This is a genomic window from Neobacillus niacini, from assembly GCF_031457145.1.
GTDB classification, from domain to species: domain Bacteria; phylum Bacillota; class Bacilli; order Bacillales; family Cytobacillaceae; genus Neobacillus; species Neobacillus niacini_J.
The window spans coordinates 438,995-464,180 of record NZ_JAVDVZ010000002.1; the positions used below are offsets into that span (position 1 = coordinate 438,995).

The window sequence follows — 25,186 nt, forward strand, 5'->3', positions numbered from 1 at the left end:
CCTTAAAGTTTTATTACCTTATGTCGACCATCAAATTCAAAATCAAGTTCCATTAATTCTTTAATAAAATTAGTTCCGTACTGATTTAAATAATAGAAAATGTTCCAAACTCGCTCTTGTGGGAAACCATCCGGACGTAGTGATAAATCAATACGGTTAAACTTACTAAGAATCACATCGAACTTAAATTTAACTGATTCCTCTAGCTTTGTTTCCATGAATCTAATTTCCTTTAGCAGGTAGTTTTCATTTTTCTTTAGTAACGGCACCAAGCTTTTATCAAGCTGATTTGTTTTCGCTTCAATAAGCTCATATTGCTTTAGTAATTGTGACTTTAGTGTAGAGAAAAGCTCAGAAACTTCTCTATCCTTAATAGTCTCTAGATATTGATCTTTTTCCTCAATCGTTCCCCTGCTCAGAACCTCTGATAGTTCTAATTTCAACTCATTCAGATCACTTTCAATGGCTCTTTCCAACAAGGTTATGTTTAATCTAGGTACAATTGGCGGCAATTTTATATTAAAATGTTCAAAAACAAGCTTTAATTCTGCCCAATAAGAAATTTCACCGGGACCAGCAATAAACGCAAGGGTAGGGAAAAGCCACTCTTGCATTAAGGGTCGAGTCACCACATTATTACTAAGTTTAGCAGGATCCTGGAAGGAAATTTCGATTAGTTCCTCCATTGTGAAGGAAACCACTCCACTTTTCCCCACAAAACGATTACTTTCTAATTCAAATTCAAGCAATATTCGTTCCTTTGATTTTGGATGATAATAAAACAAATTAGCTGCTTTCTCATTTGAATCGATTGTAATCGGAAATCCATTCTTGCCAATGATACTTTGCTGCTCGAGTAAATAATTTGTAATTTCCCTATGATGTTCAATTTGTTGAGAAAAATTGTCTTTTTGCAAAAGACGGAAATTACGATCACCCGAATCAACGATTAATAAGCCATAATCTTTAAATAGTTCCATCACAATTTGAACAAAAAAATCAACAAACGTAGCTGATTTCATTAATGCTTCTTCTGCAAAGTTTAGTAGCTCTTTTGTATGATTGGTCTCCCCCAAATTTTCAATCAAATTATTTACCCATGTTAGGCAAACTTCTTTATTCAGGTGAATATCCGAGACCATTTTCTTTTGTCTTACTTTTTCCGGATAAGACCACTTGTCTACTCTTTGTTCAATCGGTATAAATACATGATTAACTTCATCATAGTCATGGTCTTCTCCTGCTATCCAAAATACAGGAATAACCGGAACACCCAGCTGCCTTTCCTTTTCCTCAGCTAATTTAATAATGGAGATGATTTTATGTATTGAATAAAGAGGTCCGGTAAGAATTCCTGCTTGTTGACCGCCAATGACCACAACACTATTTAATTGCTTTAGTTTAGTTATTGATTTATTTACTGCCTCTGATGATGGAAAACGTTCCATAAATTTCTCAATGTGATCAGCTACTTTTTCACGCGGAAAATGTCGATTGCTTAATTCATCTAACCTTTTTTGATCTTCTGCCAAATCATTAAACCGATAATGGAAAAAAGGCAAAATATCTGGAGACTGCTCTAAATAATTTGAAGCAAATCGATTCGTTGCTGATAAAGAGAGATTTAAAATCTCCATTTATGTACTTCCTTTCTACTCAACCATATTCATTCCATATGAGTATAGCATTAACCGTCTTAATAAAAAAAATCTTTGCTTAGGAAAATGTAAAAGTTAATGCACTCTGCAGAATACCAAAAATGGTCAGGGAAATATAAGCCAAAAAAAAGACAAGAAAATTAAATCTCCAAAACCCTTTAAAAACCTTAGTAAATACAATTTCACCTTTTACTTTCCAATTTATAACTACGAAAACCATTGCAATTAAAATTAACACTAAAAAGATCCACCAAAAAAACGATTTTTCCCAAATTGTTATGAATAGGAAATGAACAGCTAGTATAAATAAAATAGTTGAGTAGTCGAGGGCTTTATGAAAAGACTTTCGTGTGTTTTTTGTAATTAATTTATTTAATATATAAATCATAAAAAACCCAAGCAGAGGCATTGTTAAGAATATAGTGATAATGGATGAAATAAATGAATTCAATTAATTCTCCCCCTGTCCTTTTTCTTTCCCTTTTATTAAATGATAATAACTTTCAATAATTATAGCTTTCTTTTGTTGTTTTGCAGCTTCATCTAATAAAAAACCGAGTATCGCTTCAATTTCAGTCTTTCTTCCAGCCTCGATATCCTTTAGCATTGAAGAACGATTACCAGCTGTTTTGATACAAATTCTAACCATATCCCTAAACTTTCGAATTGGATCTTCTAAGTTTAGTACATAAGAGATTTCACGAAATAGTTTCTTTACAGCCGCAAAATAATAAGGATTCTTAATTAGTTCACCATTTTGGACATGTAGGATTGCGGTTAAAGGATTAATGACTGCATTAACTACTAATTTATTAACTAACATTTTATAGTAATTCTCTTTTATCGTTATTGGAAAATTTATTGCAGCACTAACTTCTGTAAACTCCTTTATTCTTAAAGAATCACCTTTAAATAAGGCTAGATTGATAGCTCCTTCACCATTGTGACGAACAGTATATGTATTCACCTTACTGGCCCCGTGCTCAACGGAACCGACAAAAATATTAGCATCAAAAATGACTTCTAGTAACTTTAAATGACTCATTCCGTTTTGTAGAAATAATAGGTTTTGAGGGACAGAATCTAAATTATGTAACTTATTCATTAAAGAGGGAAGTTGATATTGTTTTACAGCAATAATGCTTAGTTCTTCTTCCCCCTCCCATTCAGAAATTGGCAGTGCCCTTACGCTGATTTTCTGTATCTCAGTGCCTTCCTGAAGATATATACCATTTTGATTAATCTCTTCTGCTTGTACACTCGTTCTAGTATAGAGTGTAATAGGAAAAGCCTTGCTTAAGTATGCAGCAAATAATAATCCAATAGAACCTGCACCAATAATGCCAATTTTCATGCCATCCACCCATTTATTGTCTATTTATTTTTTTATTAATTAATATTTTAGCAGATGAGAGCCTAGTTTGTTAGTCTTAACATAAAAAGAAACCCGTTTCGAAAAGTGACCGAAACGGGCCTTTAAACCTAAACTGGATATACCGGGCACAAAAATATAAAGCGTTTTCTTGAATATATAAAGAATTTTTTGTTTTTTTGTTATATAATGTTATTAATTCATTTTGAATAATTTAATTAATTTACATCCTAAACCATATTATTCAGTAATAAATGAATATATACAGATGATAAGAGAATCATTTCTAGGGGAGGCTATTAAATGATGATGAAAGTTGAAAAATTAAAATTAAATTTTAAAACTTTAGAGGAATTTAAAAAATTTAAAGAATATGGAATCCAAGAACTTTCTATGATTGAGGATTTAGAAGCAAATATGGTTGAAAATGATAGTGACTCACCATTTTACGGAATTTATTTCGGAGACAAACTAGTAGCACGTATGAGTTTATATCAAACAGATGCTAAGTTTGATCGTTATTTCTATCCTCCACAAAATTATTTAGAAATATGGAAGCTTGAGGTATTACCAGAATACCAAGGCAAAGGGTACGGAAAAGCTCTTGTAGAATATGCTAAAAGCTTAAGTCTTCCAATTAAAACGAACCCAAGAGTACAATCAAGAAGCTTTTGGGAGAAAATGGACTTTGCAAATGTTGAATACGACATGGAGCGCGACCGAGGCGAGAACCCACTTGTTTGGTATCCTGAAGGTGTAGAAGCACAGCATAATTAAGTAAGTAAAAAGCGGACAAAATGTCCGCTTTTTACTATTTCTCCACTCTTTCTAGGTTACCATTTTTATCCATTTGAAATTTTACTTTTTGCTGTCTATCTTCTTCTTGCAAGACAACCATTTTTCTGGCTCTTTCCATAATTTCAATTAAAGAACGGTAGTCCTCTTCAATTGCTTTTAAATTTTTTGCTAATCTTTCATTTTCTGCTGCAAGAGAGTATGATTTCTTTTCAAGTTCTTTTATTTTTTGAATGGATTTCTCCTTGACCTCCTCGATGGTTGATGCTGCAGAAGCTCTCTTATGAAGGTTTTCTAGGAAGTGAAGTACGGTTTGAAAGGTTACTTCCTCGCTCTTACCTGGAAGCGGCGAAATCGTTTCTTCATTTACTATCTCTTTAGGATAATCTCTTTCAGAAGGTATAGTTTGTTTTTTTAATTCTTTACGCTGTTTTTTGGCCAGTTCGATTCCAGATTTATATTGCTTCCTTACAAAAGAGTTCCAACGGAATCCGCAGGCAGCAGAAGTTCGCGAAAGTTGTTTTCCAACTTCCTCAAATGCTTGAAGCTGTGTCCCACCTTCTCGAATATGTCTTAACACAACTTCAGCAAGCAATAAATCTTCATCTTGGGACCATGCATCTTGGCGAGTTGGTGACATCAGAAAATCCCTCCTAGTGTTTTTATTCATACATATGCATCTACTAGAAAAGATAGACTGATAACAGATTGTCTTTATTCTTTAATTCTTCGTTTTTTTACTAATAAAGTTTTGAACATATTTATGATGTGACTCACTTTCCCATAGGACGCTGCAATTCCTTACCTCATTATCTATTCTTTCTCGAAGCTTGCTTTCTTCCCACCTTTTAATCCACATCATTTTATATGATTCCAAAACGCTTAATTCAACAGCTAAAAGCTTCTCCAAATAAGCTTCACAAGCAGCAATAGGGTTGTGTGAATAAATATGATCGATAAAGCCCATTTCTCTTAAATAATCAGCAGTTTGAATTTCAGCTTCCATTAAAAGCTTCATGCTGCGTCCAGAAGGTAGTTTTTCAAGCAAAATAGACCCGCCGCCCCAACCAGTGGTTATGGCTTGTTTCCCTTGAACAAAGCCAGCTTTAATCCCCTCTCTCGCCAATCGGAAATCACAAGCAGCAGCCAGTTCACATCCGCCACCGATGGCTGTACCATTTATTAGGGCAATTGTTGGTTTAGACAATGTTAACAGCGAATAAAGGATTTGGGACATTTTTGAAAGCATTGTATATGCCTCTTCTTTTGTCTCAAGTTGGTGAAAAACTGATAAGTCCCCTCCTGAACAAAAAGCACGGTCCCCTTCCCCTGTAATGACAAGTGCCTTTATAGCGGGATCCTTAGCCAAAGAAACCGCCTCTGTTAATCCATTCATGACATCATAATTAATGGCATTTCTTTTTTCGCTTCTGTTAATTGTAAATAACAAATAACCCATATCACGTTTCACAATTGAATATGACAAACAGTTTCTCCCCCTTCTTCTAAACGTTACTATGTATATTAAATACCTGAAAAAGACAAAAGCACAAGGGCATACTGCTCCTTGTGCTTTTTATCCTAATGAAAATTAGTCGTTAACAACTTCTTTTCCTTTGTAAGTACCGCAAGCTTTACAAACACGGTGGCTAAGTTTCATTTCACCACAGTTTGGGCAACTTACCATACCAGGTACGTTTAATTTAAAATGTGTACGACGTTTTCTTTTTACAGTTTTAGAAGTCCTTCTAAAAGGTACAGCCATTCTTCCCACCTCCTTAAAGAGTATTAAGAAAGTAATGAAGTCCAGGAATGCTGGTTCTTCACTTTGCTTCTTGTTTTGCTGATTATGATTCGGAAGAAGAATTGTTTTTATCAAAAAACTTTGCAAGACCTGCTAGTCTTGGATCAATCTTCTTGGATTGATTTTGATCATGAACAACTTCCCAGTCCTTACCGGATTGTGGAGCAGCATCTTCATGATTAACATCATCACAGAACACCTGCATTGGAACTTCTAGTAAAAGGATTTCTTTAATGACTGGCATTAAATCAACTACATCCCCTTTTACTTGGTAAACTTCCTCTACAGTTTCATATTCTGATCCTTGTAAGAGGAAAGTTTCAGTTGTTTCGACATTAATCGGAAGTTTTACATCCACTAAAGTACGAGAACAAGGCAGGATTAAATGACCTTCTATTTTCAAATGAAATGTCACTTTTGTTGAATCAATATCTCCCCGACCAGTAATATGTATCGGTGATACTTCACGAATCGACGGATCCGTTTCTTTTATTTCATCAACTCGAATGGTATCATCTATCAGAAAATCCTTGTTTCGATATTTTGTTAATTGGCTTAATGTCCATTTCAATTGAATCACCCCAAGGCAACAAAGGTAATTATAGCCTTCGATTATATTTTTGTCAATGTTTTTTCTTTACACCTAAAAAGGTGATTTTGCATTTTACTATTTTCCCCAAAAAACATCTTCACATTAGTTTACCCAGTTAAATCAGATTACAATCGCAGCAAAAATATATCGTGAACAATTATCTTATTATGGAAATTTTTGCTATAATACGATTACTGTTAAATTAACTTGAGATTCTAACAATTAAGGAGATATTTTTAATGAGAGCTGTTGGTGTAATTGTCGAATACAACCCTTTCCATAATGGACACGCCTATCATCTACAAGTAGCAAAAGGAACAGCTGAAGCTGATTTAGTTGTTGCCGTTATGAGCGGAAATTTCCTTCAACGCGGCGAACCTGCACTTGTTTCTAAATGGTATCGAACTAAGATGGCACTCCTTAATGGTGTGGATATTGTTCTTGAACTACCCTATCAATTTGCTACACAAAAGGCAGAGACTTTCGCTAATGGTGCTGTCTCTATTCTAGATGCAATTGGGTGTCACTCACTTTGCTTCGGCAGCGAAAGCGGTGATATATCATCCTTCTCACAAACAGTTGACTATTTGGATAAGCATAAAGATCAGTTTGATGAAAATATTAAAATGAATATCAAAACAGGTGTTAGTTTCCCTAAAGCATTATCGTTGTCTTTTCAGTCATTGTCAAGTCCCGAAAATCTTGTAAGTTTAGATAAACCAAATAATATCCTTGGGTTTCATTATGTAAAAGCTATAAAACATCAAAAAAGCACAATGATTCCGTTAACGGTAAAAAGAAAAAATGCTGATTATCATGATGAACATTTTGCGACAGAAACGATTGCCAGTGCGACAAGCATAAGGAAAGCACTCTTCGCTTCGAAGGAAAATAATAGCTCCATTAAACAATATGTCCCAGACGCCACAGACCGACTCCTTAGAGAGTATCTAGATGACTATGGGAATTTTCATGAATGGGAAAATTATTGGAGTTATCTACGCTTTCGCCTGCTTCATTGCAGTGTAGAAGAGCTAAGAGAAATTTACGAGGTAGAAGAAGGAATTGAGCACCGATTAATCGCTGCTGCACTAGACGCCGCTAACTTTAACGAATTTATGCAAAAAATTAAAACAAAACGCTATACTTGGACGAGGCTGCAAAGGATATGTCTACATATCTTAACCAATACAAAAAAAGCAGAGATGAAAAGTACAATCGAAAGGGCTTCTTATTTACGACTGTTAGGGATGACAGGGAATGGAAAAGAGTACTTAAATAAATATAAATCCCAATTTACTCTTCCGCTCATTTCTAAATTATCAGCATATAAGGAAAACGGTATTTATCTGGATATTAAGGCTTCACGGATATATTCCTTTGGATTAAGAAATCAGGCCAGGGATAGACTTTTAAATCAAGAATTTAAACAACCACCTATTTTTATAAAGTAAAAAAGATGATGCCTATCGGCACCATCTTTTTATTTCATCGGTAATTTCTGTAAATAATTAATTGCATCATCGATTACATCAACTGGAACAATCTTTATTTTTGAATCAATATCGCGGGCTGTCTTCACGGCAAGGTTGTAATTGGAATCTTTGCTCCCTTTTTCATTAGGGGCAAAAAAGATTTCTGCTCCCGCCTTGTCGGCAGCAACAATTTTTTGGTCTATTCCCCCGATGGGTCCAACTGTTCCTTCTGAATCAATCGTCCCAGTTCCTGCAATTTTGTAGCCCTTCGTAAAATCCTCTTCCATTAACTGATCATAGATTTCTAATGAGAACATCAATCCAGCAGAAGGTCCTCCAATTTCGTCGGTTTTAACAGTAACTTTTGGATTCACAATGATTTCCTTATCATCCACCAAAGAAATCCCAATCCCAACCTTTTTTGGATCCTCTTTAAAAGGCTGAACCGTTATTTTTTCTGTTTTGGTTTTATCTTTTCTAATAACCGATAACTCAATTTGATCGCCAGCCTTTTTCTTGCCAACATAATCAATAAAATTTTCTGAGGAGGCAAATTTTTGTCCATCAACTTTAATAATCCGGTCACCAGACTGAAGTTTTCCTTCTGCTGGCATATCAGGTACTACCTGAACAACGTAGACCCCTTTGTATTCGTATTCAACTGGATACCCAGCATTTTTATATGCTACTTCAATAGCATTCAGCTTCGAGCCTGCCATCATATGAAGCTGCCTAGCATTATATTCTTCCTGTGTTTCTGTTTCGTGCAGGATTGCCTCTAAAGGGTAGAGTTCAACATAATCAAACAGCTTAGCCTCCACATAAGAATAGATATTGGCTCTTCCCATTCTAACAGTTGTCAACATAAAACTGCCCTTACCTTCACTGCCACCATTAACCTGAATGATGGGGGCTAATTCTTTCGCTATACCCGGCTTTGAAACATAATAAGGTAATGAAAAAAATACTCCCGCGATCATCATCAATGTTATAACAATGGAAGTACCTACAAATAATTTTCTCCTCATCGAACCTTTACCCCTTCCATCCCTCTATAACATTTTTAATTTGTTCTATTTGTTTCTTAGTTTCATCTTCTCCAAGTGAGATAATTTCTTGAATATTTGTAAATGCACGGGAGCTATATACCTCAACAGGCGGACGAATCATGATATCTGAAGCAATCTCCCGATTATTAATAATTTCTGTTTGCATGATATCAATACTTTGCATAATGACATCGTATATGGAGGTAATTTCTGCATTTCGTTTTACTCTGGATACGTCAACAGCGATTACAATATCTGCTCCCATTTCTTTTGCAACGGATACTGGTACTCTATCTGACACTCCACCATCCACTAAGACTCTCCCATTATATTTTTCAGGGACAAAAATTCCTGGAATAGCAATGCTTGCTCTAACAGCCTCTGCAACAGGACCATGTTTGAAAACAACCTTTTCGCCTGTAAGTAAGTCAGTTGCGACTATTCCTAATGGAATCGATAGTTCTTCGATATTTTTACCATGTGTAAATACCCTAATGAAATCCTTCACTCGTTTCCCAGCAATAAACCCCATTTTAGGAACCGTAAAATCCAAAAAATATTTCCTTTTAAAGGCAGTTGATAATTTATATAAACGCTCCATTTCAATACCCGCTCCATAGAAGCTGCCTACAAGTGCTCCCATACTGCTGCCGGCGATGATATCTATGGGAATTCCCGCTTCTTTTAAAACCTTAATTACCCCTAAATGGGCAAACCCCCTTGCACCACCAGAGCCAAGCGCTAATCCTATTTTAGGCTTCTCCATACCGTCCCCTCCTTTTCATAAGCTATAAGCATTATGATGATAAGCAATATATGTTAGGAGAAATCTCGTTCAATCTTATGGTCTAAATTAGCGTTCTATGAGTATATTTGTGTTATATGGGTACAAGTCAAATCAAAAATCGAGAATGAATATCCTTATTTTAACATTATTTTTTTATACAGTATAACAAAACCCTCGAGAAGGAGGCTATGCATTGGTCCGATCCAAATTTAAAACAATATTTTTATCTATGTGTGCGATTATTTTAGCTGGTTCCTTGATTTCTTTTCCTAAGGAGTCATTTGATGCCTCTATCCGCGGGCTAAATATGTGGTGGGAAATTGTTTTCCCTTCCTTGTTACCCTTTTTTATCGTATCTGAAATGTTAATTGGTTTTGGCGTTGTCAAATTTATTGGTGTGTTATTGGAGCCATTCATGAGACCCCTATTTAAAGTTCCTGGTGTCGGGGGATTTGTTTGGGCAATGGGAATGGCCTCTGGGTTTCCAGCTGGTGCCAAACTGACAGCAAGACTTCGCCAGGAAGGTCAGTTGACTCAAATCGAAGCAGAAAGACTCGTTTCCTTTACGAACTCCTCCAATCCGTTGTTTATCTTCGGTGCTGTATCCGTTGGGTTTTTCCATAACCCGCATTTAGGCGTAATATTAGCCTTAGCCCATTATTTAGGAAATATTTGTGTGGGTATTATAATGCGGTTTTATGGTAAGGAAACCCCTGATAAAAAGAAGGACAAGCACGGTACATTTATTCTAAGGACAGCCTTATCTGCCTTGCACCAAACAAGAATAAAAGACAAACGCCCGATTGGCAAACTTCTTGGTGATGCTGTAAATTCTTCCATTCAAACTTTGCTAATGGTTGGCGGATTTATTATTTTGTTTTCAGTGATTAACAAGCTTCTTTTTCATCTACATATTACAGCTGCACTCGCAAAAGTTTTTGATATTCTTCTTTCATCACTTTCATTCCCTGATATGCTTAGCATCCCATTTATCTCTGGTTTATTCGAAATAACACTTGGGAGCGATTTAACTAGCGGGGTTCAGGATGCTACTCTCCTTCAGCAAGCGATTATTACCAGTTTTATCCTAGGTTTTAGCGGTTTTAGTGTTCAAGCACAGGTTGCTAGTATTCTAGCCCAGACTGATATTCGTTTTAAACCTTTCTTTTTTGCAAGAATTATGCAAGGCTTATTCGCGAGCCTTTTTGCGTTCATTTTATGGAAACCAATCTACATCCGGTTTTATCAAACAGAGCAGCCATCCAATGCAATCCCTGTCAGTTTCTTTGAAGAAGGTACACTTCTCCATGTTTACTTTTATAAATTATTGGAATGGGGTCCACTGTTTACGATTTTTTCTCTTAGCATTTATGCGCTCTTACTTTATAGCCGATTACGGAAGAGTCATTAGGTTCAAAAAAAGCCTTGCAGACCAAGGCTTTTTTCGTTGTTACCGATTAAATTTTTTATTTAATGCTACTTCGACTATTGGCGGTACAAGTGATGATATTTTGCCATTGTACTTGGATACTTCCTTAACAATACTAGAGCTTAAGAATGAATATTGGCTGTTTGTCATGATAAAGAAGGTTTCAATTTCATCATTTAGAACTCTATTCATAGAGGTAATTTGCATTTCATATTCAAAGTCTGAAACTGCACGTAAGCCACGAATAATGGCATTCGCATTAACAGACTTGGCATAATCAACAAGGAGTCCAGAATGTTCATCCACTTTAACATTTGGAAGATTCTTAGTTACTTCTTTTATTAGATTTATTCGCTCCTCCACACTAAAGAGTGGATTTTTTGATGAATTATTCATAACGCTTACATACAACATATCAAATACCTTTGCGCCTCTTGTGATGATATCTAAATGACCATATGTGATTGGATCAAAACTCCCTGGACAAACGGCAATACTAGCCATGAAAGACTCCCCCTTATTCCTCACTAACACGCGAATAAATCGTTATCGCAATGATTCCATACTTTTCATGTTTATATTGTGAAAATTCCCCTGCTGTTTCTGGTAATTCAACATCATGTCCGTGTTCGCAGATAACATATCCGTCATTATTTAATAACCTGTTCTCTGATATTTTTTGCATAAGGCTTATTAACTGCTGCTTTTTATACGGCGGGTCTAAAAATATGTAGTCAAAACAAATTTCCCTTTTGATTAGCGCTTTTAATGCTCTGTCTGCATCGTTTCGATATACTTCGGCCTTTTGCTCCATTTTACAAGCTTGAATATTCTCATGAATCGTTTGAATTGCTTTTACATCCCGGTCGACAAAAATCACTTTATCTAAACCCCTGCTTAACGCTTCCAGTCCTAACCCACCACTGCCAGCGAAAAGGTCGAGTCCCGCTCCACCGTCAAAATAGGGTCCAATCATATTGAATAAAGCTTCCTTTACTTTATCAGTTGTTGGTCTGGTTGTATTTCCTGGAACCGCTTTTAACGCACGTCCTTTACAAACACCTGAAACAACTCTCACTATTTATCACCACAATTTTTCAAAAAATCTTTTTAACAACATTATCCTATCATAATTGAGTAAACTAGCCAACTCGCCTGTTTATTTTGCAAAAAAATAATTTAGATACGTATAAGCTCTCTAGTTGTGGAGATAATATAACTAACAACATCAATTCGAGGATGTTGTTGCCAACCGCGGAGAAGACTTACGTTTCCCCATAAGTTCTTCCTCCGGTTTCTCCTCTCCCTTTGCCTTCTATCCTTAATAAGGATGTAGAAGGACCCTGCAGATTATGTCTGCAGGGTTTTTTTCTTTTTTGTGAAGCAAGAAGTCCTAAAGTATGATAAAGTATGGAATGAATGATTAGGCAAAGGAGAGTTATATTTGATACAGCGCTTTATCGAACTAGGTGAAGGATATTCGGATATATATGAGTTAGTTGAATTAACAAAAGCCAATCAACACAGGCTTCTTCATATGATGGCCTTTCATACGGTATTGAATGAAAAGCAAGTGACATCACTAGCAGTAGTTTTACAGCTTACCGATCCTGGAAAATTTCAAGCACTTTATATCTGCCGTGAAGGGATTCCGAATCCAAACTTTACTCCAAATAAAAGATATGATTTATTCCAGCAGACAGCAGATGTGCTTGGCAAGGAAATTATTCAACTATCTGTTAAACCATCAATAATCTTTCATGAAAAAGAATTATACTTTCAACATTTGATAGCTATCTTAAGACTAAATCATTATATTAAACCATTGCATTAAAAAAGCTTCAGTGCCATCCGGCGCTGAGGCTTTTTATATTCCCATCTTATAATCATATTCTTTTGCTTTATCTGGTGCTGAATTTTCAAATTCCATCTTTAAGAAAGGTTTATATGACGGTTCCACTTTCTTAACAAAAGAGAAGGAATTTATTTTTTCCATTACCACTTCAAGTTCATCTTGATTACAATACAGTACAACATATTTTAATTTTTTTGAAACATAATGAACATTTCCAAACCGTCTTAACATTTTTGCTTGCTTTAAGGAATAGAGCCAAACAACCAAACCTTGCCTTTGAACGAACATACTTTTTTTCCCCTTCAATAAACCATCATTTTAATCAGTCTAGCATATAAAAACACTCTTTATCAATGGCTCTTTGCCTATACTTTGTTGCTTCTTGGAACAAAATTTAATGTATGTGCTAAAAAGGTAAGAAAAAAAGGCTTAATGTTTAATTAAGCCAATCTTTTAAGCAGAGCACCCGCAGCTTCCTCCGCCGCCACAGCCTGAACCGTGAGATCCATTATCAAAAAATGGGTTTCCCGAAGGAACCTTAATGTTTTTTGAAACTGCTCCACCGACATACATGCTAATTTCATCCAGCAAATATTGCAGGTCAGTTTCTGCTAGTTTGAATTCAGCAACGTGTGGATCTAAATCCATAGCACGTTTGTATTCCCGGATTTGACTCATTACCTTTTTATAGTCAGGGTGGTACTTACCAAAACGCTGTACCTCTTCGTAAAGCTCTTTGAGTTTTACAAAACGGCTAATTTTCGCTTGCGTTTCCTTGTTATTCTGCATTTTATATAGACAAATCTGATATTGTTCCACAATATCCGATTCTAATACCATTTGTGCTAAGCTTTCTGCGTATTCTACTAGTTCAACTCTCTCTGATGTAGCAATCATTCACGCCCACCTCCATTCACATTTTAACATGAATGATACTGAATGTGAAATAACCTTACTTAGGGATATTTACCAAGAACTCATTTGTTAAGCCGTATGATACGTTTTTTAAGTCTACCACTTCAAGCTTTACCTCATGTCTACCAGGTGGGAGATTTTTAATGATAAATGCTGCTGTATTAACTTCTTGGGTTCTTTTCCCATCCAACCAAATAATAACCTTCCCTACTTTCTGAACCTTTTGGTCGGATTCCCGAAAGCTGATTCCAGTTAATATACATTCTACAAATACATTATTGGATTTTACTTTAGATTGTACAAATAATGTAGGGTTTTGGTTTGTATATTGATTAAATCCAGACATGATTCCCACTATGAAGATAGATAAGAGGATGACTCTGATTAACTTTTTCAATACTATCACTCCTTTTAATTGTATTGTTTGCCTTGTTTAATTTTTTTACTCTAAACGGAAAACGACCACATTCAATGTGGTCGTTCGTTAAGGCTTTTTAGTTTAAGAAAAGAGCCTCTGTTAATTTTGGTCTTTCAATGATTGCAGCATGTAAAACATCGTGGAGGCCATTTGGATATTATTTGTAAATTTCTCCACCCTGTGTGGAATTGTTTTCTTAAAATAGTGCAGCGATTCAATTTCTAATGTCTGCAAATCATAAGGGTTCCTCGATAGCTTTCGATACCAAAGCGGCTGTTCTCGGATAAATTTTTTTAATTCTTTATGGCTATTTATATACTCCAGTACATCTCTTCTCATGAAAAAGTTCCCTTCTGTTAATCTTTACGAAATGAAAACGGATGTTTATGTTCGATTTTTAATCGTGTTCCCTGTTTAGGTTGACCTCCTTGAAATTGGGAAATGACCCCCTGAATAGCCCCTAGCGCCTGACTCAAATTATTTATATAGTGATGAATCTGATTCGGATCCATCTTTTGGACGGTTCCAAGGATGGTTGATACCCAATCTCCTTTTTTCTCTTCTTCTGGTTCTGTACTAGAACTTGTAGTTGTTACACCGATTGTATTCCAACGATTATCCTCTTCACCGAGCAGGTACCAATCCTCATATAATTCCTGCCAGGTTGAATTTCCATTTCGTACTTCCTTAATTAGCGCCGGGTTATTTTTCACAAACTCTTTAAACTTAATCACGGAAGGATGTAAATTTTTTTGCATAACACTTCACCCCTGCCTAACTCAAATGCCTATTATACGATATGTGCAAAATTAAAAATTGTGAAAATCCTAGTTGCTGTAAAAATTATTTTTTTAATGGTAAGATGTCTTCAGATTAGAAATGAGAGAGGGATAAGGATGAAAGACAGACTACATCAATTATTAGATAATTGTATTGAGAAAGGGTCCGAAGTAGATTTAACTGCCCTTGTACATGTATTAGAAGGATTTCAGAAGAAAATCGATAAAGAGTATACCCAATATATTGATGGATTACTCCATATGGAGAGAAAAATCGATAGGGATAAGAAGACCTGTGAAATCACTGTTCCACTAAATGATGTATGGAATAATTCTTTGGCTATTGTTCATGGCGGGATTACTGCCACTATTCTTGATACAACAATGGGAACAGCAATAAATGCCATTCTTCCTGAAGGATATGGAGCAGTAACAAATCAATTAAATATACATTACATAGCTCCAGGTATAGGTGACAGCCTTCGTTGTAAGGCAGAAATCATTCATCATGGCAGTAAGACGGTTGTAATATCAGGAGAAGCTTACCGTTCAGATGGAAAAAAAATAGCTTATGCAACAGGGACATTTTTCATCATTCAAAAATAGGTCTAGAGGAGAATGACCAAAATGGTTACCGCAGTTGTTATACCTATTATTTGCCTATACTTCTATTGGATAACTAGAAAAGAAATGAAACTAAATGATAGCAAATGGCTGGCAACAGCAGAAGTCAAAAAAGAAGCCGTACTAACAGGTGAAATTAAAAGTATCCACCACGAGAAACAGCGTTATTATTATCATCGATATATCCTTGTAAATGAACTTAAGCTTCAAACAAAATCAAAAGTAATAAGTGCGAAAAAAATAAGCCCAATTCGAAATAATACGAAGATAGATACCTTTTCGATTGGAGAGATTATTCGTATATTTGGGTGTTGGGAAGGTAAACATTTTCATTTTACTGAGTATGAAGTAATACAAAAGAATAAAAAAAATGAAAAAGGTGACTAATTTGTCACCTTTTTTAGTCGTCAGATTTACGAATAAAGTTTTGTGTATAATACTTTTGATATACACCTACCCCTAAGTGGGTGAATTCCTCATTTAAAAGTGACTCTCGATGCCCTTTACTATTTAACCATCCCTCTGCCACCGCTGGGCCATCGGTATAATTAGCCGCAATATTCTCACTGGCAGACTTATAGTCCACATTTGCGGCTTCTAGTCTATCAGAAAGACTGCCAAATTTCTTTGAAGTATGAGAAAAGTCATCGCTATCAGACATATCCTTACTATGACCATATGCAACCTCTGAAGTCCCCTCGTCCCATATTAGTGTCTTTACATTATGCCTTAGTCGCATAATGTTGGTAATATCCAGTATTTCCTTCGCTGTCCCTTCTTCAATCAAGTTCCACATCTCTTCACTTGGTTCAGCAGGTCCAATTAATTCCCCGCTATAGACTAGTTCATAGGGGCGCTGCTTAATTAAAATTTCATCATTCAAAAAGCGGACGCTTGATAAACTTCCGGTAAACTTATCAATATGTAATTGGACATAAACATCTCCCAATTTAATTAATGGACGAATATTTAAATCTGTATCATTTAATTCAAACCGATAAGTATTCCCCTTAAATTCAATATCTATATTTGTAGCAATTAGATGTGAATTAAAGATTTCCTCAATTGGCTGTCCAAGTTTAAAAGGCGAGACATCAACATTTTCACCTATTGCATATACTGTCACGATTTTGTTGTTCTCTACCCCAACCTGAACATAACGAGCGTAGTCAGTATTATATATATACCATTGATAGCCATATAAGGATTCATCAATTCTTTGTGGTTCACCTAGTGTCCCTTTTAAATAAGCGAGATCTTTACCAATTAATAATCCGATACCGCTGTTTGGTGGTTCAGTGGATGGTTCCTCCTGTAAACCATTTCCCTGATTTTGATATAATAATTTATTCATTTCTAATGTAGGTTCGTCAGTTAATAAAACTTCATTATCTCCATTTTCATTTATGCTAACATAAAAACCAATTGTCACGAAAATAGACGCTAGGATGAGGATTCTGAAGAGAGTACGCAGATGTATTCACCCTCTCTATTACTTTTATTTCAGTATATGTCATGCATTAATAATTATATCACCATTATCTTTGATAGTAATAGAGATTAATCTAGTTTGTCAGAAAAATAAAATTTATGCAAAAAAACAGATACACCATATGATGTATCCATTTTGATTTATTAAGGCTGTTTTCTAAATGATTATTGTTAAAATCCTAAAGCCGATTTTAACGTGGAAATAGTTATTTTGGCTCTTACTAATTTGGATTGCTGGCTCTTTTCTTATTAAATTATTCATTTTTTTCGGAAACTTAGCACAATCATTAAATTTTATTCCAAAAAGCAACAAAGTTTAAGAAAGGAGCCTATATTAATGTTGTACCCCATTGTAATTTTGCTCAGAAATTTCAGTGAGTGCTTCTTTTGCCTGATCATCCGTCAATTTTCTTATCGCAAAGTCTCCAAGAGAAACAATTCCAATTAATTTATCTCCCTCTACTACAGGAAGCCGGCGGATTTGTTGTTCAGCCATTAAATTAGCTGCTTCTTTAGTCGTTGCGTCAGCAGAAATGGTAACAAGTTTACTGCTCATGATGTCTTCCACTTTTGTAGAGCCCGGATGTTTTTCAGCAACACCTCTTACAACAATATCACGGTCAGTGATCATACCAACAAGTTTATCCTGGTCGACAATTGGTATGGCTCCTACATTTAACTCTTTCATTTTTACCGCAACTTCAAAAACATTATCCAACAAAGAACAACACTCAACATTATCTGTCATAATATCCCTAATCTTTTCCACCTTTTCGCCCCCAATTGTGCATAAGATATTTCTTAACATTTACTTATGGTTACCAAAAAGGAATCATATATTCGTTGAGGTATTCATTGCAAGTTTAAACATTTTCAACTATTATTAAATTGAATTAATTTGCTATCCTGTCAAGTTACAAACAAAGGGGAAAGGCATTGTTTCTAGGAGGGACTATTTATGAAATTCGAGAATACTGGCTTAGAAAAGATGAAAGCTGATTTAAACCGTCTAGATGATGTTATGCTTGAGTACGGTTTAGTGCGAGAAGGTCAATGGGATTATGAGCGCGTTACATATGACCGTAAGTTTGAATTGAAAGAAGGGGTATTTTACTTACGTCTTCGCGGCCACGCAATTGAAGGGAATGTTGATTCTAATAAAGCAGTCATTCAGTTATTGACACCTTTGTTAGGGAAGCATTATTACCCTCATGGAGTAGAATATGGCGAAGGGGAGAACTTCCCAACTTCTCTAGTAAACCAATGTAAGAAAATTATCGATGAAGTAAAATCAGAAGTAGAAAAATTCGCATTATAAAACAAAAAACGACGCATGGAACAATCATGTGTCGTTTTTATTCTAAAAGAAATCATAAAAATATGGCTTGGATTGTGGGAATAATTCTTCTAAAACTGAAATTTCTGATTTTTGACCCTTGATATAACCTAATTCATACAATTCTGAGGGTCGTTTGTAGCCAAATACCAACGCAGTCAATGTATTTATATCTAACCTAAATCCTCTTTGAGGAGGCTGTACGCAAGTGCTCCCTGGCTTTTCTTTATAAACCTTCACTTCTCCATTCCCAATTAAATAACTTCCATTGTTCCATGGTGCATATTCATCCTCGAGATGTAGGAATATTTTTTTAGAAATATCATTAAACTGATATTTTTCTAAACATTGCTCTGCATCAACAATTCGTGCCATAAAATATGGGGTTACCTCCATTTTGACTTTAGGCTGATGCAAAATAAATGGTAATAGTTCGTGGTTAGAAGTCAAAATACTAACATTTTCCACCATAGAGTCATGCTGACAAATAAAATTCCACAATCCATACCTTGCTTCTTTAGAAACCGTTACAAACTCTTGAACATCCATATTTCCGTCTTTTACCTCATATAATACATAACCTAACGCTTCATTATTATCACTGTAATAAACAGCAATCTGTCCATCACCATAAATGCTGTTCTTCCACCACTTCAAGTCCCTGACTAGCATTCCCGTATAATTATGACCAAACTCAGAATAGACTTTTTCAATATCAGGATGATGACTTTCTTTTGTAAACCTTTTAATAGTACCAGGCTGTGCCTCTAAAAATTTTAGATCTTTTTTCTCTATAAAAAGCTTTTTGTTTTCTGTAAATACTTCCCAACCAAATTTTCGGTAAAACCCAATATTAAAAGGATGTAATAATGAAACTATTTGTTCCTCATTTCGCATACTTTCTAGTGCATGAATAATTAACTTTTTTACGTAACCATTTCTTCTATATTCAGGATAGGTCGCTACACCTGCCACACCACCCATTTTCCACTCTTGTCCATTGACATAGATATGGAAAGGAATAATATGTAGCTTTGCTGCAAGATTATTCTCCTCCCAAGCCCCTATTACTCTATGACTTTTTAAAATTTCAACTTTAGAAGCTATGCTTTCTTCGGGTATTTTATATTGAAAAGCGTACATTGAAAGCTTCAATGATTCTAAATAATCCTTTTCATTAAGCTCTTTTATCTTCACACCATCACTCCCCCTTTAATGTATTTCTACCAAACAACATAAATTCCTTTTAAAAAAACAAAAAAGTGCCTATTAAGACACTTTAAAAACCTAAAATAGCTTTAATAACAGAGGTAGTTTCTCCGCCACTAAAAAACACGTACAATAATAAATATACAGCGACACCTGTGATAGCGGTAAAAAACCAAATAATACTCGTAATCGGACCAAGTTTCCTATGTTTGGTTAAATTATTCTTATATCCAGTATATAGCGTCACAATTCCAAAAATTGCGCCAGTGGTGGCTAGGGTGATATGAAAAACTAAAAACACAGTGTAATATACTTTTAGATGATCTGGTCCACCAAAAGCAGTATTTCCGATAAAAATTGTTCTTGACGCATAGATAATAAAGAAAATAAGTGCAAATATTGCAGCAGTAAACATCGCCTTTTTATGTGCTTCTATTTTCCTTTGTGTAATCAGCCACCAGCCTATTGCAACCATTACAGCACTTAAAACGATAAAGGTCGTACTAATAGTCGGTAAAATCGGTAGGGAATTCATAATTAGCCTCACTTTTTATATATTCTAAAATAATTTTAGATTAGTTCATGCATTTTTTCAATTAAAAAGAAAAACTCCCATTACTATGGAAGTTTTATTCTATCAGTGAAGGCTTTAATGTTTGCTGTAATTCCCTTTCAGAATCTGCCTGGTCCTTTCGATACCATTCAAAGAAAACATGTCCTAAAATAACTGCGTAAACTATTTCTTGTATAATCTTCATTAGTACACCACCGAGCTGTTGATCATGTAATAATGACATTGAACTAAACAATTCAGGACCACTAATACTTAAACCTGCAAATGTTGCCGGTCCAACACAAAGACTCATTACTTGCGCCCAAACCTCTGGATCAGAATACGTTGCATAAATTGAACCAGGAGCAAAAATGATTAATGCACATGCAGGTGTGATTAATATTCCGTCTGCAAAAACATACCCTACCTTCTTAAGCCCGCTTAATCTTTGTTGTTCTGGTACAGGATTAATAAGCGGCCACCACATAAAAATTGCGACAATAAACAAAAGAGTTGAGTACCCAGCATGTAACCAGAAGCTTTGCATCACTTGATCAAAAACATCAGGAAGATGATACATGGAAAACAATCCATTAAAAACAAATAAGGCAATGAGCGGTTTGGTGAAAAAATAAAATAAAGAATGAATCACTTTTATATTGAAAAGCTTTCTCCATATCCAAACGGGAATACCAAAGATAAAGATTGGTGGAATCACGAGAACTAATAGCGCCATAGAAATCATATGGACATAAAACATTAAATGAGCCATCAAATCCAGTGGAGAACCTTTAATTGCATAAATCAATGCCATCGAAAGCAAAAATAAGCCAGCCTGTTTTTTTGTTAACGGCTCACTATCTGCAAACTTGCTGCGGAATTTTATTGTAATTAAAAAGTATATTGCTGTAATTGCTAGTAAACCCAATAGGAAGTACGGGCTCCAAAGTGCTTTAAAGCCAAAGATATCTAATGTAAGCACCGCATATCACCTCTTAATAAATTCTTAAATCATAGTTTTATTATATACCTTACAAAATAATGAGCAAAGCAATGACTCTTCCTTATAAAAAGAAAATCGGCATAACGCCGATTTCTTTAAAAGTTACCACCAAATAATAGTTGTAAAAGCTAATACTGTAATTAAGGCAATAAGTAATCCTGAATATAGAAACATTGAAGGAGCTTCATGTCCCTTATGCTTCATATGCATAAAATAGTACAGCTGGAAAATAACTTGAACAACAGCTAATAAGATTATAAACGGAATGATAAACCATGCAGAAGCTTTCATAGCTACAGCAGCAAAAGCAATTAGCGTTAAGAAAATCATCAAGGCAAATGAAACCACTTGCTGTTTCATTTCTTCAGCGCTTTTTTTCCTACGATATTCAATGTCCACTCTTGGGTTACCTGAATTTACTTGTGAATTTGCCATCAGTTTATCCCACCATCCCCATTAAATATACTACTGTAAAGATGAATACCCAAACTACATCAATAAAATGCCAATATAAACTTGCAATGTAGAATTTAGGCGCATTGTAAAGGTCTAATCCGCGTTTTGAATTGCGAATGATTAATGTAAGAAACCACATTAAACCAAAAGCAACGTGCGCTCCATGGAACCCAGTCAAAGTGTAAAATGCAGATCCAAAAGCACTGCTTGTAAAAGTATGATTGTACTCATGAACATAATGTGAAAACTCATAAACCTCTAATGCAAGGAATGCAGCACCTAATAATACAGTTATGATTAACCAAAGGTTCATTTTTTTTGCATTAAAGTTCTTCATGTGATAAATCGCATAAACACTTGTTAAAGAACTTGTTAATAACAACATGGTTGCAACAAATGTAAGCGGCAAATCGTATAGATCCTTTGCCAATGTATGTGTTGAATCTGGTACTTTATCCTTTAAAGCAAGATAAGTAGCAAAAAGAGAGGCAAAAAGGACAGTCTCTCCACCTAAGAAGAACCAGAAGCCTAAAAATTTATTTTTTGCTTCAAGGGTTGATTTTTCAGGCTCAGCAGGCCATGTTTCATGTGTTAATTTTTCTTCTGCATGCATTATGCCTTAACCCCCTTATCCTCATCATCCATTAATTCCTCTTTATGAATATGGAATCCATGGTCATCCTTTACTGAACGTATAAACATAGATCCAAAAGTAATCAATAGGCCTAGTATAAGGACTGGAATGGACCATGCTTTATCATCCATATTGAATAATGCGCCAAATGCAGCGACAAATAATCCAAATGACATCATAAATGGCAAGAATGACGAGTTTGGCATATGAATATCACCAAGAGGCTCAGCAGGAGTCATCCCTTTTTTACCTTCCATTTTTTCTAACCAATAAGCGTCTAAACCACGTACTAGTGGAAGCTGCTTAAAGTTATAGAAAGGCGGTGGTGATGGGAGTGACCACTCAAGTGTTCTACCGTCTCCCCATGGGTCATTTCCAACTCGGACATTTTTCACTGATGTCATAATGATGTTGTATAAAAGAACTAATACAGCTAATGACATAAATACGGCGCCCAGTGAACTGATTAAGTTAGACGTCTCAAATCCTTGACCTGGCAGGTATGTGAATACACGACGCGGCATACCCCAAAGACCTAAGAAATGCTGGATAAAGAATGTCATATGGAAACCGATAAAGAATAACCAGAAAGTGATTTTTCCTAATGTTTCATTTAACATTGTTCCAAACATTTTTGGCCAGTATAAATGTGTACCAGCGAGAAGTGCAAATACTACACCACCGACGATTACATAATGGAAATGCGCTACGACAAAATACGTATCATGGTATTGATAGTCAGCAGCTGCAACTGCAAGCATAACCCCTGTTACCCCACCTGCAACGAATGATGGAATGAATGCTATAGCATAATGCATTGGAGTCGTAAATTTAACACTTCCACCCCACATGGTTAATAACCAGTTAAAGATTTTAATACCCGTTGGTACCGCAATCGCCATAGTAGCAACAGCAAAAATCGCATTTGCAACAGGTCCTAAACCAGTTGTGAACATATGGTGCGCCCAAACCATGAATCCTAAGAAACCGATTAATACGGTTGCAAATACCATGGATGAGTATCCGAAAAGGCGTTTTCTTGAAAACATAGGCATGATTTCAGAAAAAATACCAAAAGCAGGAAGTATTAAAATATATACTTCTGGGTGTCCGAAAATCCAGAATAAATGTTCCCAAATCACTGTGTTTCCACCCATAGTGGTAACAAAGAAATTAGATCCAAACATACGGTCGAACAACATTAAGACTAGACCAACAGTTAATGGAGGGAATGCAAATAATATTAGTGCGGAAGTGACAAAAGTTGTCCATGTAAACAATGGCATTCTCATATACGTCATCCCTGGTGCACGCATATTAATAATCGTAACTAGGAAATTAATACCACCAATCAGTGTACCTAGACCTGATATTTGTAATCCTAAAACATAGAAATCAACCCCATGACCCTTTGAGGCCATTGCAAGTGAAGCGTATGAAGTCCAACCGGCGTCAGGTGCACCGTCAAAAAACCAAGAAAGATTTAGAAATACTCCCCCGAAGAAGAATAACCAAAATCCTAATGCATTAACAAATGGAAATGCAACATCTCGTGCACCAATTTGTAATGGCATGACTGCATTCATAAAAGCAAAAACAAGCGGCATTGCAGCAAGGAATATCATCGTTGTTCCATGCATAGTAATAATTTCATTGAATAATCCTGCACTGACAAAATCATTGTTTGGTACTGCAAGCTGGATGCGGATAAATACTGCTTCAAGTCCGCCAATTACGAAGAAAAATCCACCTGCAATAAGATATAGGATGGCGATTTTTTTATGGTCAACAGTTGTTAAAAAGTCCCATAAAGTTGCGCCGAATCCCTTTTTTTGAGCGTAGGTACTCACAATTTTACCTCCCTTTCAACCAAATCCCCTATTATTCCTCGACTTTTAATCCCATTAAATATGCTGTTAAAGCATCAAGCTGTTCTTCACTTAATTGTGGATATTTATCTGTCATTAAATTTCCTGGCTTGTATTTTTCAGGAGTACGGAGCCAATTCTTTAGTTCATCCTCATTATGATCTAAAACACCAGCAATACGTGAACGTTCTCCAAAGTTCGTTAAGTTTGGTGCAAACCTTGCTTCAGGTGGTGTTGTATTCCCCGGTGTAACGGCGTGACAGCTTATACAACTCTTATTAAAGATTTCTTGACCTTGTTGAGCTAAAGCTGTATCAGCTTTTGCAGGTTCTTTAACATCCTTCATATCAGCCACCCAGCTATCAAAGTCAGCACGGCTCACGGTTTTCACTTTAAAGTCCATTAAAGCATGTGATGGTCCACAAAGTTCAGCACACTTACCGTAAAATAAATCTCCAGCTTCTTTAGCCTTCGCACTATCAAACTCTAACCAGAATTTATTAACGTTTTCGGTATTCGTATCAAGCTTTCCACCTGCTGCAGGGACCCAGAAAGAGTGCTTTACATCGGAGGAAATTAAATTAAAATAAACCTTTTCGTCTGTTGGAACAACTAGATCCTGACCTGTCACAATACCTTGATCAGGATATTCAAATTCCCACCAATATAAATTGGAGCGAACATTGATGACAAGCGCGTCTGAATCTTCTTTATCCATTGGTGATACATCTGCTAATTTAAATGTAGCAGCAACCGTTGGGACTGCTAAAATTAAAAGTAATAAAATAGGAACAACAGTCCAAATAATTTCTAGTTTGTGACTTCCTTCTACCTGTTTTGGTATCTTTTCATCTTTTCGTCTGAACTTAAACAAGACAATAAAGAAGATTACCATTACAACGGCAATAACCCCTACCATAATCCAAGTACTTAGTTTCATCAGATCATATTGAATGTCTGCAACCTCACCAGCAGGCCTTAGTGTCGATAGGAACGGTTCGCCACATCCTGAAAGGATAAGCGAAAGAATCGCAAATATCGAAATCAAACGCCACTTTGCAAGCCTTTTCATAGCTAAATCAAA

32 protein-coding genes are annotated in these 25,186 nt (G+C 35.6%); 7 read left to right on the top strand and 25 right to left on the bottom strand.

Annotated elements, in window-relative coordinates:
• Positions 1-2 precede the first annotated feature (2 nt).
• The 3 genes from bshC to J2Y03_RS06910 form a co-directional block, all read right to left on the bottom strand.
• A complete protein-coding gene (bshC, locus tag J2Y03_RS06900; protein ID WP_310192222.1) occupies positions 3-1,637 on the bottom strand; it encodes a bacillithiol biosynthesis cysteine-adding enzyme BshC in 1,635 nt (544 codons plus the stop codon).
• A 79-nt stretch (positions 1,638-1,716) separates the two neighbouring features.
• Positions 1,717-2,109, bottom strand: a complete 393-nt coding sequence (locus tag J2Y03_RS06905; protein ID WP_310192225.1) for a DUF3397 domain-containing protein — start codon at positions 2,107-2,109, stop codon at positions 1,717-1,719.
• Positions 2,110-3,012: a 2-dehydropantoate 2-reductase gene (locus J2Y03_RS06910; RefSeq protein WP_310192226.1), complete on the bottom strand. Its 903-nt coding sequence runs from the start codon at positions 3,010-3,012 to the stop codon at positions 2,110-2,112. It abuts the gene before it with no gap.
• Between the two features lie 321 nt (positions 3,013-3,333).
• Here J2Y03_RS06910 and J2Y03_RS06915 point away from each other — a divergent pair, with 321 nt between their 5' ends.
• Entirely contained in the window at positions 3,334-3,807 is a 474-nt protein-coding gene (locus J2Y03_RS06915; RefSeq protein WP_310192228.1) for an N-acetyltransferase, read from the top strand.
• A gap of 34 nt (positions 3,808-3,841) precedes the next feature.
• On the opposite strand, the gene J2Y03_RS06920 is transcribed toward J2Y03_RS06915, so the two are convergent.
• From J2Y03_RS06920 to J2Y03_RS06935, 4 genes are all read right to left on the bottom strand, one after another.
• Positions 3,842-4,465 (bottom strand): RsfA family transcriptional regulator, encoded by a 624-nt coding sequence (locus tag J2Y03_RS06920; protein ID WP_132085900.1) that lies wholly within the window; start codon positions 4,463-4,465, stop codon positions 3,842-3,844.
• Between the two features lie 81 nt (positions 4,466-4,546).
• Positions 4,547-5,311, bottom strand: a complete 765-nt coding sequence (locus tag J2Y03_RS06925; RefSeq protein WP_310192232.1) for an enoyl-CoA hydratase/isomerase family protein — start codon at positions 5,309-5,311, stop codon at positions 4,547-4,549.
• Positions 5,312-5,416: 105 nt separating this feature from the next.
• On the bottom strand, positions 5,417-5,590 hold the full coding sequence (gene rpmF / locus J2Y03_RS06930) for a 50S ribosomal protein L32 (protein ID WP_132085898.1): 174 nt from the start codon (positions 5,588-5,590) through the stop codon (positions 5,417-5,419).
• An 82-nt stretch (positions 5,591-5,672) separates the two neighbouring features.
• On the bottom strand, positions 5,673-6,200 hold the full coding sequence (locus J2Y03_RS06935; protein WP_310192235.1) for a YceD family protein: 528 nt from the start codon (positions 6,198-6,200) through the stop codon (positions 5,673-5,675).
• A 260-nt stretch (positions 6,201-6,460) separates the two neighbouring features.
• Here J2Y03_RS06935 and J2Y03_RS06940 point away from each other — a divergent pair, with 260 nt between their 5' ends.
• Positions 6,461-7,675, top strand: coding sequence for a nucleotidyltransferase (locus J2Y03_RS06940; RefSeq protein WP_310192236.1), 1,215 nt, complete (start codon positions 6,461-6,463; stop codon positions 7,673-7,675).
• Between the two features lie 29 nt (positions 7,676-7,704).
• Here the strand turns inward: J2Y03_RS06940 and J2Y03_RS06945 are convergent, their stop codons facing one another.
• Both J2Y03_RS06945 and J2Y03_RS06950 read right to left on the bottom strand, forming a co-directional pair.
• Positions 7,705-8,724 carry a SepM family pheromone-processing serine protease gene (locus J2Y03_RS06945; RefSeq protein ID WP_132085892.1) on the bottom strand — a complete coding sequence of 340 codons (1,020 nt, stop codon included), beginning with the start codon at positions 8,722-8,724 and terminating at the stop codon, positions 7,705-7,707.
• 7 nt (positions 8,725-8,731) lie between these two features.
• Positions 8,732-9,511 (bottom strand): patatin-like phospholipase family protein, encoded by a 780-nt coding sequence (locus J2Y03_RS06950; RefSeq protein ID WP_310192240.1) that lies wholly within the window; start codon positions 9,509-9,511, stop codon positions 8,732-8,734.
• Between the two features lie 214 nt (positions 9,512-9,725).
• Here J2Y03_RS06950 and ylbJ point away from each other — a divergent pair, with 214 nt between their 5' ends.
• Positions 9,726-10,943 (top strand): sporulation integral membrane protein YlbJ, encoded by a 1,218-nt coding sequence (ylbJ, locus tag J2Y03_RS06955; protein ID WP_310192243.1) that lies wholly within the window; start codon positions 9,726-9,728, stop codon positions 10,941-10,943.
• A gap of 39 nt (positions 10,944-10,982) precedes the next feature.
• On the opposite strand, the gene coaD is transcribed toward ylbJ, so the two are convergent.
• Positions 10,983-11,465, bottom strand: coding sequence for a pantetheine-phosphate adenylyltransferase (gene coaD, locus J2Y03_RS06960; protein ID WP_132085886.1), 483 nt, complete (start codon positions 11,463-11,465; stop codon positions 10,983-10,985).
• Positions 11,466-11,478: 13 nt separating this feature from the next.
• On the bottom strand, positions 11,479-12,039 hold the full coding sequence (gene rsmD / locus J2Y03_RS06965) for a 16S rRNA (guanine(966)-N(2))-methyltransferase RsmD (RefSeq protein ID WP_310192246.1): 561 nt from the start codon (positions 12,037-12,039) through the stop codon (positions 11,479-11,481).
• Positions 12,040-12,405: 366 nt separating this feature from the next.
• Between rsmD and J2Y03_RS06970 the strand changes: the two genes are divergently transcribed.
• Positions 12,406-12,795, top strand: a complete 390-nt coding sequence (locus tag J2Y03_RS06970; RefSeq protein WP_310192249.1) for a DUF7147 family protein — start codon at positions 12,406-12,408, stop codon at positions 12,793-12,795.
• Between the two features lie 33 nt (positions 12,796-12,828).
• On the opposite strand, the gene J2Y03_RS06975 is transcribed toward J2Y03_RS06970, so the two are convergent.
• From J2Y03_RS06975 to J2Y03_RS06995, 5 genes are all read right to left on the bottom strand, one after another.
• A complete protein-coding gene (locus J2Y03_RS06975) occupies positions 12,829-13,104 on the bottom strand; it encodes a YlbG family protein (RefSeq protein WP_132085879.1) in 276 nt (91 codons plus the stop codon).
• Positions 13,105-13,269: 165 nt separating this feature from the next.
• Positions 13,270-13,713: a YlbF/YmcA family competence regulator gene (locus J2Y03_RS06980; protein ID WP_310192251.1), complete on the bottom strand. Its 444-nt coding sequence runs from the start codon at positions 13,711-13,713 to the stop codon at positions 13,270-13,272.
• 55 nt (positions 13,714-13,768) lie between these two features.
• Entirely contained in the window at positions 13,769-14,128 is a 360-nt protein-coding gene (locus J2Y03_RS06985; RefSeq protein ID WP_310192253.1) for a hypothetical protein, read from the bottom strand.
• 120 nt (positions 14,129-14,248) lie between these two features.
• Positions 14,249-14,488, bottom strand: a complete 240-nt coding sequence (locus tag J2Y03_RS06990) for a YlbE-like family protein (protein ID WP_310192254.1) — start codon at positions 14,486-14,488, stop codon at positions 14,249-14,251.
• Positions 14,489-14,505: 17 nt separating this feature from the next.
• On the bottom strand, positions 14,506-14,907 hold the full coding sequence (locus tag J2Y03_RS06995; protein WP_132085871.1) for a YlbD family protein: 402 nt from the start codon (positions 14,905-14,907) through the stop codon (positions 14,506-14,508).
• Positions 14,908-15,045: 138 nt separating this feature from the next.
• Between J2Y03_RS06995 and J2Y03_RS07000 the strand changes: the two genes are divergently transcribed.
• Together J2Y03_RS07000 and J2Y03_RS07005 are read left to right on the top strand one after the other, a co-directional pair.
• On the top strand, positions 15,046-15,534 hold the full coding sequence (locus J2Y03_RS07000; protein WP_132085869.1) for a PaaI family thioesterase: 489 nt from the start codon (positions 15,046-15,048) through the stop codon (positions 15,532-15,534).
• Between the two features lie 12 nt (positions 15,535-15,546).
• Positions 15,547-15,939, top strand: a complete 393-nt coding sequence (locus tag J2Y03_RS07005) for a hypothetical protein (protein ID WP_310192258.1) — start codon at positions 15,547-15,549, stop codon at positions 15,937-15,939.
• A gap of 13 nt (positions 15,940-15,952) precedes the next feature.
• On the opposite strand, the gene J2Y03_RS07010 is transcribed toward J2Y03_RS07005, so the two are convergent.
• Together J2Y03_RS07010 and J2Y03_RS07015 are read right to left on the bottom strand one after the other, a co-directional pair.
• The gene (locus J2Y03_RS07010) at positions 15,953-16,906 is read right to left on the bottom strand and encodes a CAP domain-containing protein (RefSeq protein WP_310192260.1); all 954 of its coding nucleotides are present in this window, start codon (positions 16,904-16,906) and stop codon (positions 15,953-15,955) included.
• A gap of 471 nt (positions 16,907-17,377) precedes the next feature.
• Positions 17,378-17,812: a CBS domain-containing protein gene (locus J2Y03_RS07015; protein ID WP_310192262.1), complete on the bottom strand. Its 435-nt coding sequence runs from the start codon at positions 17,810-17,812 to the stop codon at positions 17,378-17,380.
• A gap of 189 nt (positions 17,813-18,001) precedes the next feature.
• Between J2Y03_RS07015 and J2Y03_RS07020 the strand changes: the two genes are divergently transcribed.
• Positions 18,002-18,361 carry a YugN family protein gene (locus tag J2Y03_RS07020; RefSeq protein WP_132085861.1) on the top strand — a complete coding sequence of 120 codons (360 nt, stop codon included), beginning with the start codon at positions 18,002-18,004 and terminating at the stop codon, positions 18,359-18,361.
• A 42-nt stretch (positions 18,362-18,403) separates the two neighbouring features.
• On the opposite strand, the gene J2Y03_RS07025 is transcribed toward J2Y03_RS07020, so the two are convergent.
• The 7 genes from J2Y03_RS07025 to coxB form a co-directional block, all read right to left on the bottom strand.
• Complete coding sequence (locus J2Y03_RS07025) at positions 18,404-19,576, bottom strand: GNAT family N-acetyltransferase (RefSeq protein ID WP_310192265.1); 1,173 nt, start codon at positions 19,574-19,576, stop codon at positions 18,404-18,406.
• 82 nt (positions 19,577-19,658) lie between these two features.
• Complete coding sequence (locus tag J2Y03_RS07030; protein ID WP_310192268.1) at positions 19,659-20,123, bottom strand: DUF420 domain-containing protein; 465 nt, start codon at positions 20,121-20,123, stop codon at positions 19,659-19,661.
• A gap of 94 nt (positions 20,124-20,217) precedes the next feature.
• Positions 20,218-21,123 carry a cytochrome c oxidase assembly factor CtaG gene (gene ctaG, locus J2Y03_RS07035; RefSeq protein ID WP_310192270.1) on the bottom strand — a complete coding sequence of 302 codons (906 nt, stop codon included), beginning with the start codon at positions 21,121-21,123 and terminating at the stop codon, positions 20,218-20,220.
• Positions 21,124-21,246: 123 nt separating this feature from the next.
• Entirely contained in the window at positions 21,247-21,579 is a 333-nt protein-coding gene (gene ctaF, locus J2Y03_RS07040) for a cytochrome c oxidase subunit IVB (RefSeq protein ID WP_310192272.1), read from the bottom strand.
• A 4-nt stretch (positions 21,580-21,583) separates the two neighbouring features.
• Positions 21,584-22,213, bottom strand: a complete 630-nt coding sequence (locus J2Y03_RS07045) for a cytochrome (ubi)quinol oxidase subunit III (RefSeq protein WP_310192275.1) — start codon at positions 22,211-22,213, stop codon at positions 21,584-21,586.
• Entirely contained in the window at positions 22,213-24,084 is a 1,872-nt protein-coding gene (ctaD, locus tag J2Y03_RS07050; RefSeq protein WP_310192278.1) for a cytochrome c oxidase subunit I, read from the bottom strand. Before ctaD ends, J2Y03_RS07045 begins: the two co-directional genes overlap by 1 nt.
• Before the next feature lie 31 nt (positions 24,085-24,115).
• On the bottom strand, positions 24,116-25,174 hold the full coding sequence (coxB, locus tag J2Y03_RS07055) for a cytochrome c oxidase subunit II (protein ID WP_310192281.1): 1,059 nt from the start codon (positions 25,172-25,174) through the stop codon (positions 24,116-24,118).
• Positions 25,175-25,186 lie beyond the last annotated feature (12 nt).

What these genes read in the sequence shown, in the direction of transcription:
- bshC (WP_310192222.1), bottom strand. Translation starts at nt 1,637, where the DNA reads ATGGAGATTTTAAATCTCTCTTTATCAGCAACGAATCGATTTGCTTCA.
- J2Y03_RS06910 (WP_310192226.1), bottom strand. Translation starts at nt 3,012, where the DNA reads ATGAAAATTGGCATTATTGGTGCAGGTTCTATTGGATTATTATTTGCT.
- J2Y03_RS06915 (WP_310192228.1), top strand. Translation starts at nt 3,334, where the DNA reads ATGATGATGAAAGTTGAAAAATTAAAATTAAATTTTAAAACTTTAGAG.
- J2Y03_RS06920 (WP_132085900.1), bottom strand. Translation starts at nt 4,465, where the DNA reads ATGTCACCAACTCGCCAAGATGCATGGTCCCAAGATGAAGATTTATTG.
- rpmF (WP_132085898.1), bottom strand. Translation starts at nt 5,590, where the DNA reads ATGGCTGTACCTTTTAGAAGGACTTCTAAAACTGTAAAAAGAAAACGT.
- J2Y03_RS06940 (WP_310192236.1), top strand. Translation starts at nt 6,461, where the DNA reads ATGAGAGCTGTTGGTGTAATTGTCGAATACAACCCTTTCCATAATGGA.
- J2Y03_RS06945 (WP_132085892.1), bottom strand. Translation starts at nt 8,724, where the DNA reads ATGAGGAGAAAATTATTTGTAGGTACTTCCATTGTTATAACATTGATG.
- J2Y03_RS06950 (WP_310192240.1), bottom strand. Translation starts at nt 9,511, where the DNA reads ATGGAGAAGCCTAAAATAGGATTAGCGCTTGGCTCTGGTGGTGCAAGG.
- coaD (WP_132085886.1), bottom strand. Translation starts at nt 11,465, where the DNA reads ATGGCTAGTATTGCCGTTTGTCCAGGGAGTTTTGATCCAATCACATAT.
- J2Y03_RS06975 (WP_132085879.1), bottom strand. Translation starts at nt 13,104, where the DNA reads ATGTTCGTTCAAAGGCAAGGTTTGGTTGTTTGGCTCTATTCCTTAAAG.
- J2Y03_RS06980 (WP_310192251.1), bottom strand. Translation starts at nt 13,713, where the DNA reads ATGATTGCTACATCAGAGAGAGTTGAACTAGTAGAATACGCAGAAAGC.
- J2Y03_RS06990 (WP_310192254.1), bottom strand. Translation starts at nt 14,488, where the DNA reads ATGAGAAGAGATGTACTGGAGTATATAAATAGCCATAAAGAATTAAAA.
- J2Y03_RS06995 (WP_132085871.1), bottom strand. Translation starts at nt 14,907, where the DNA reads ATGCAAAAAAATTTACATCCTTCCGTGATTAAGTTTAAAGAGTTTGTG.
- J2Y03_RS07000 (WP_132085869.1), top strand. Translation starts at nt 15,046, where the DNA reads ATGAAAGACAGACTACATCAATTATTAGATAATTGTATTGAGAAAGGG.
- J2Y03_RS07005 (WP_310192258.1), top strand. Translation starts at nt 15,547, where the DNA reads ATGACCAAAATGGTTACCGCAGTTGTTATACCTATTATTTGCCTATAC.
- J2Y03_RS07010 (WP_310192260.1), bottom strand. Translation starts at nt 16,906, where the DNA reads ATGAATAAATTATTATATCAAAATCAGGGAAATGGTTTACAGGAGGAA.
- J2Y03_RS07020 (WP_132085861.1), top strand. Translation starts at nt 18,002, where the DNA reads ATGAAATTCGAGAATACTGGCTTAGAAAAGATGAAAGCTGATTTAAAC.
- J2Y03_RS07030 (WP_310192268.1), bottom strand. Translation starts at nt 20,123, where the DNA reads ATGAATTCCCTACCGATTTTACCGACTATTAGTACGACCTTTATCGTT.
- ctaF (WP_310192272.1), bottom strand. Translation starts at nt 21,579, where the DNA reads ATGGCAAATTCACAAGTAAATTCAGGTAACCCAAGAGTGGACATTGAA.
- J2Y03_RS07045 (WP_310192275.1), bottom strand. Translation starts at nt 22,213, where the DNA reads ATGCATGCAGAAGAAAAATTAACACATGAAACATGGCCTGCTGAGCCT.
- coxB (WP_310192281.1), bottom strand. Translation starts at nt 25,174, where the DNA reads ATGAAAAGGCTTGCAAAGTGGCGTTTGATTTCGATATTTGCGATTCTT.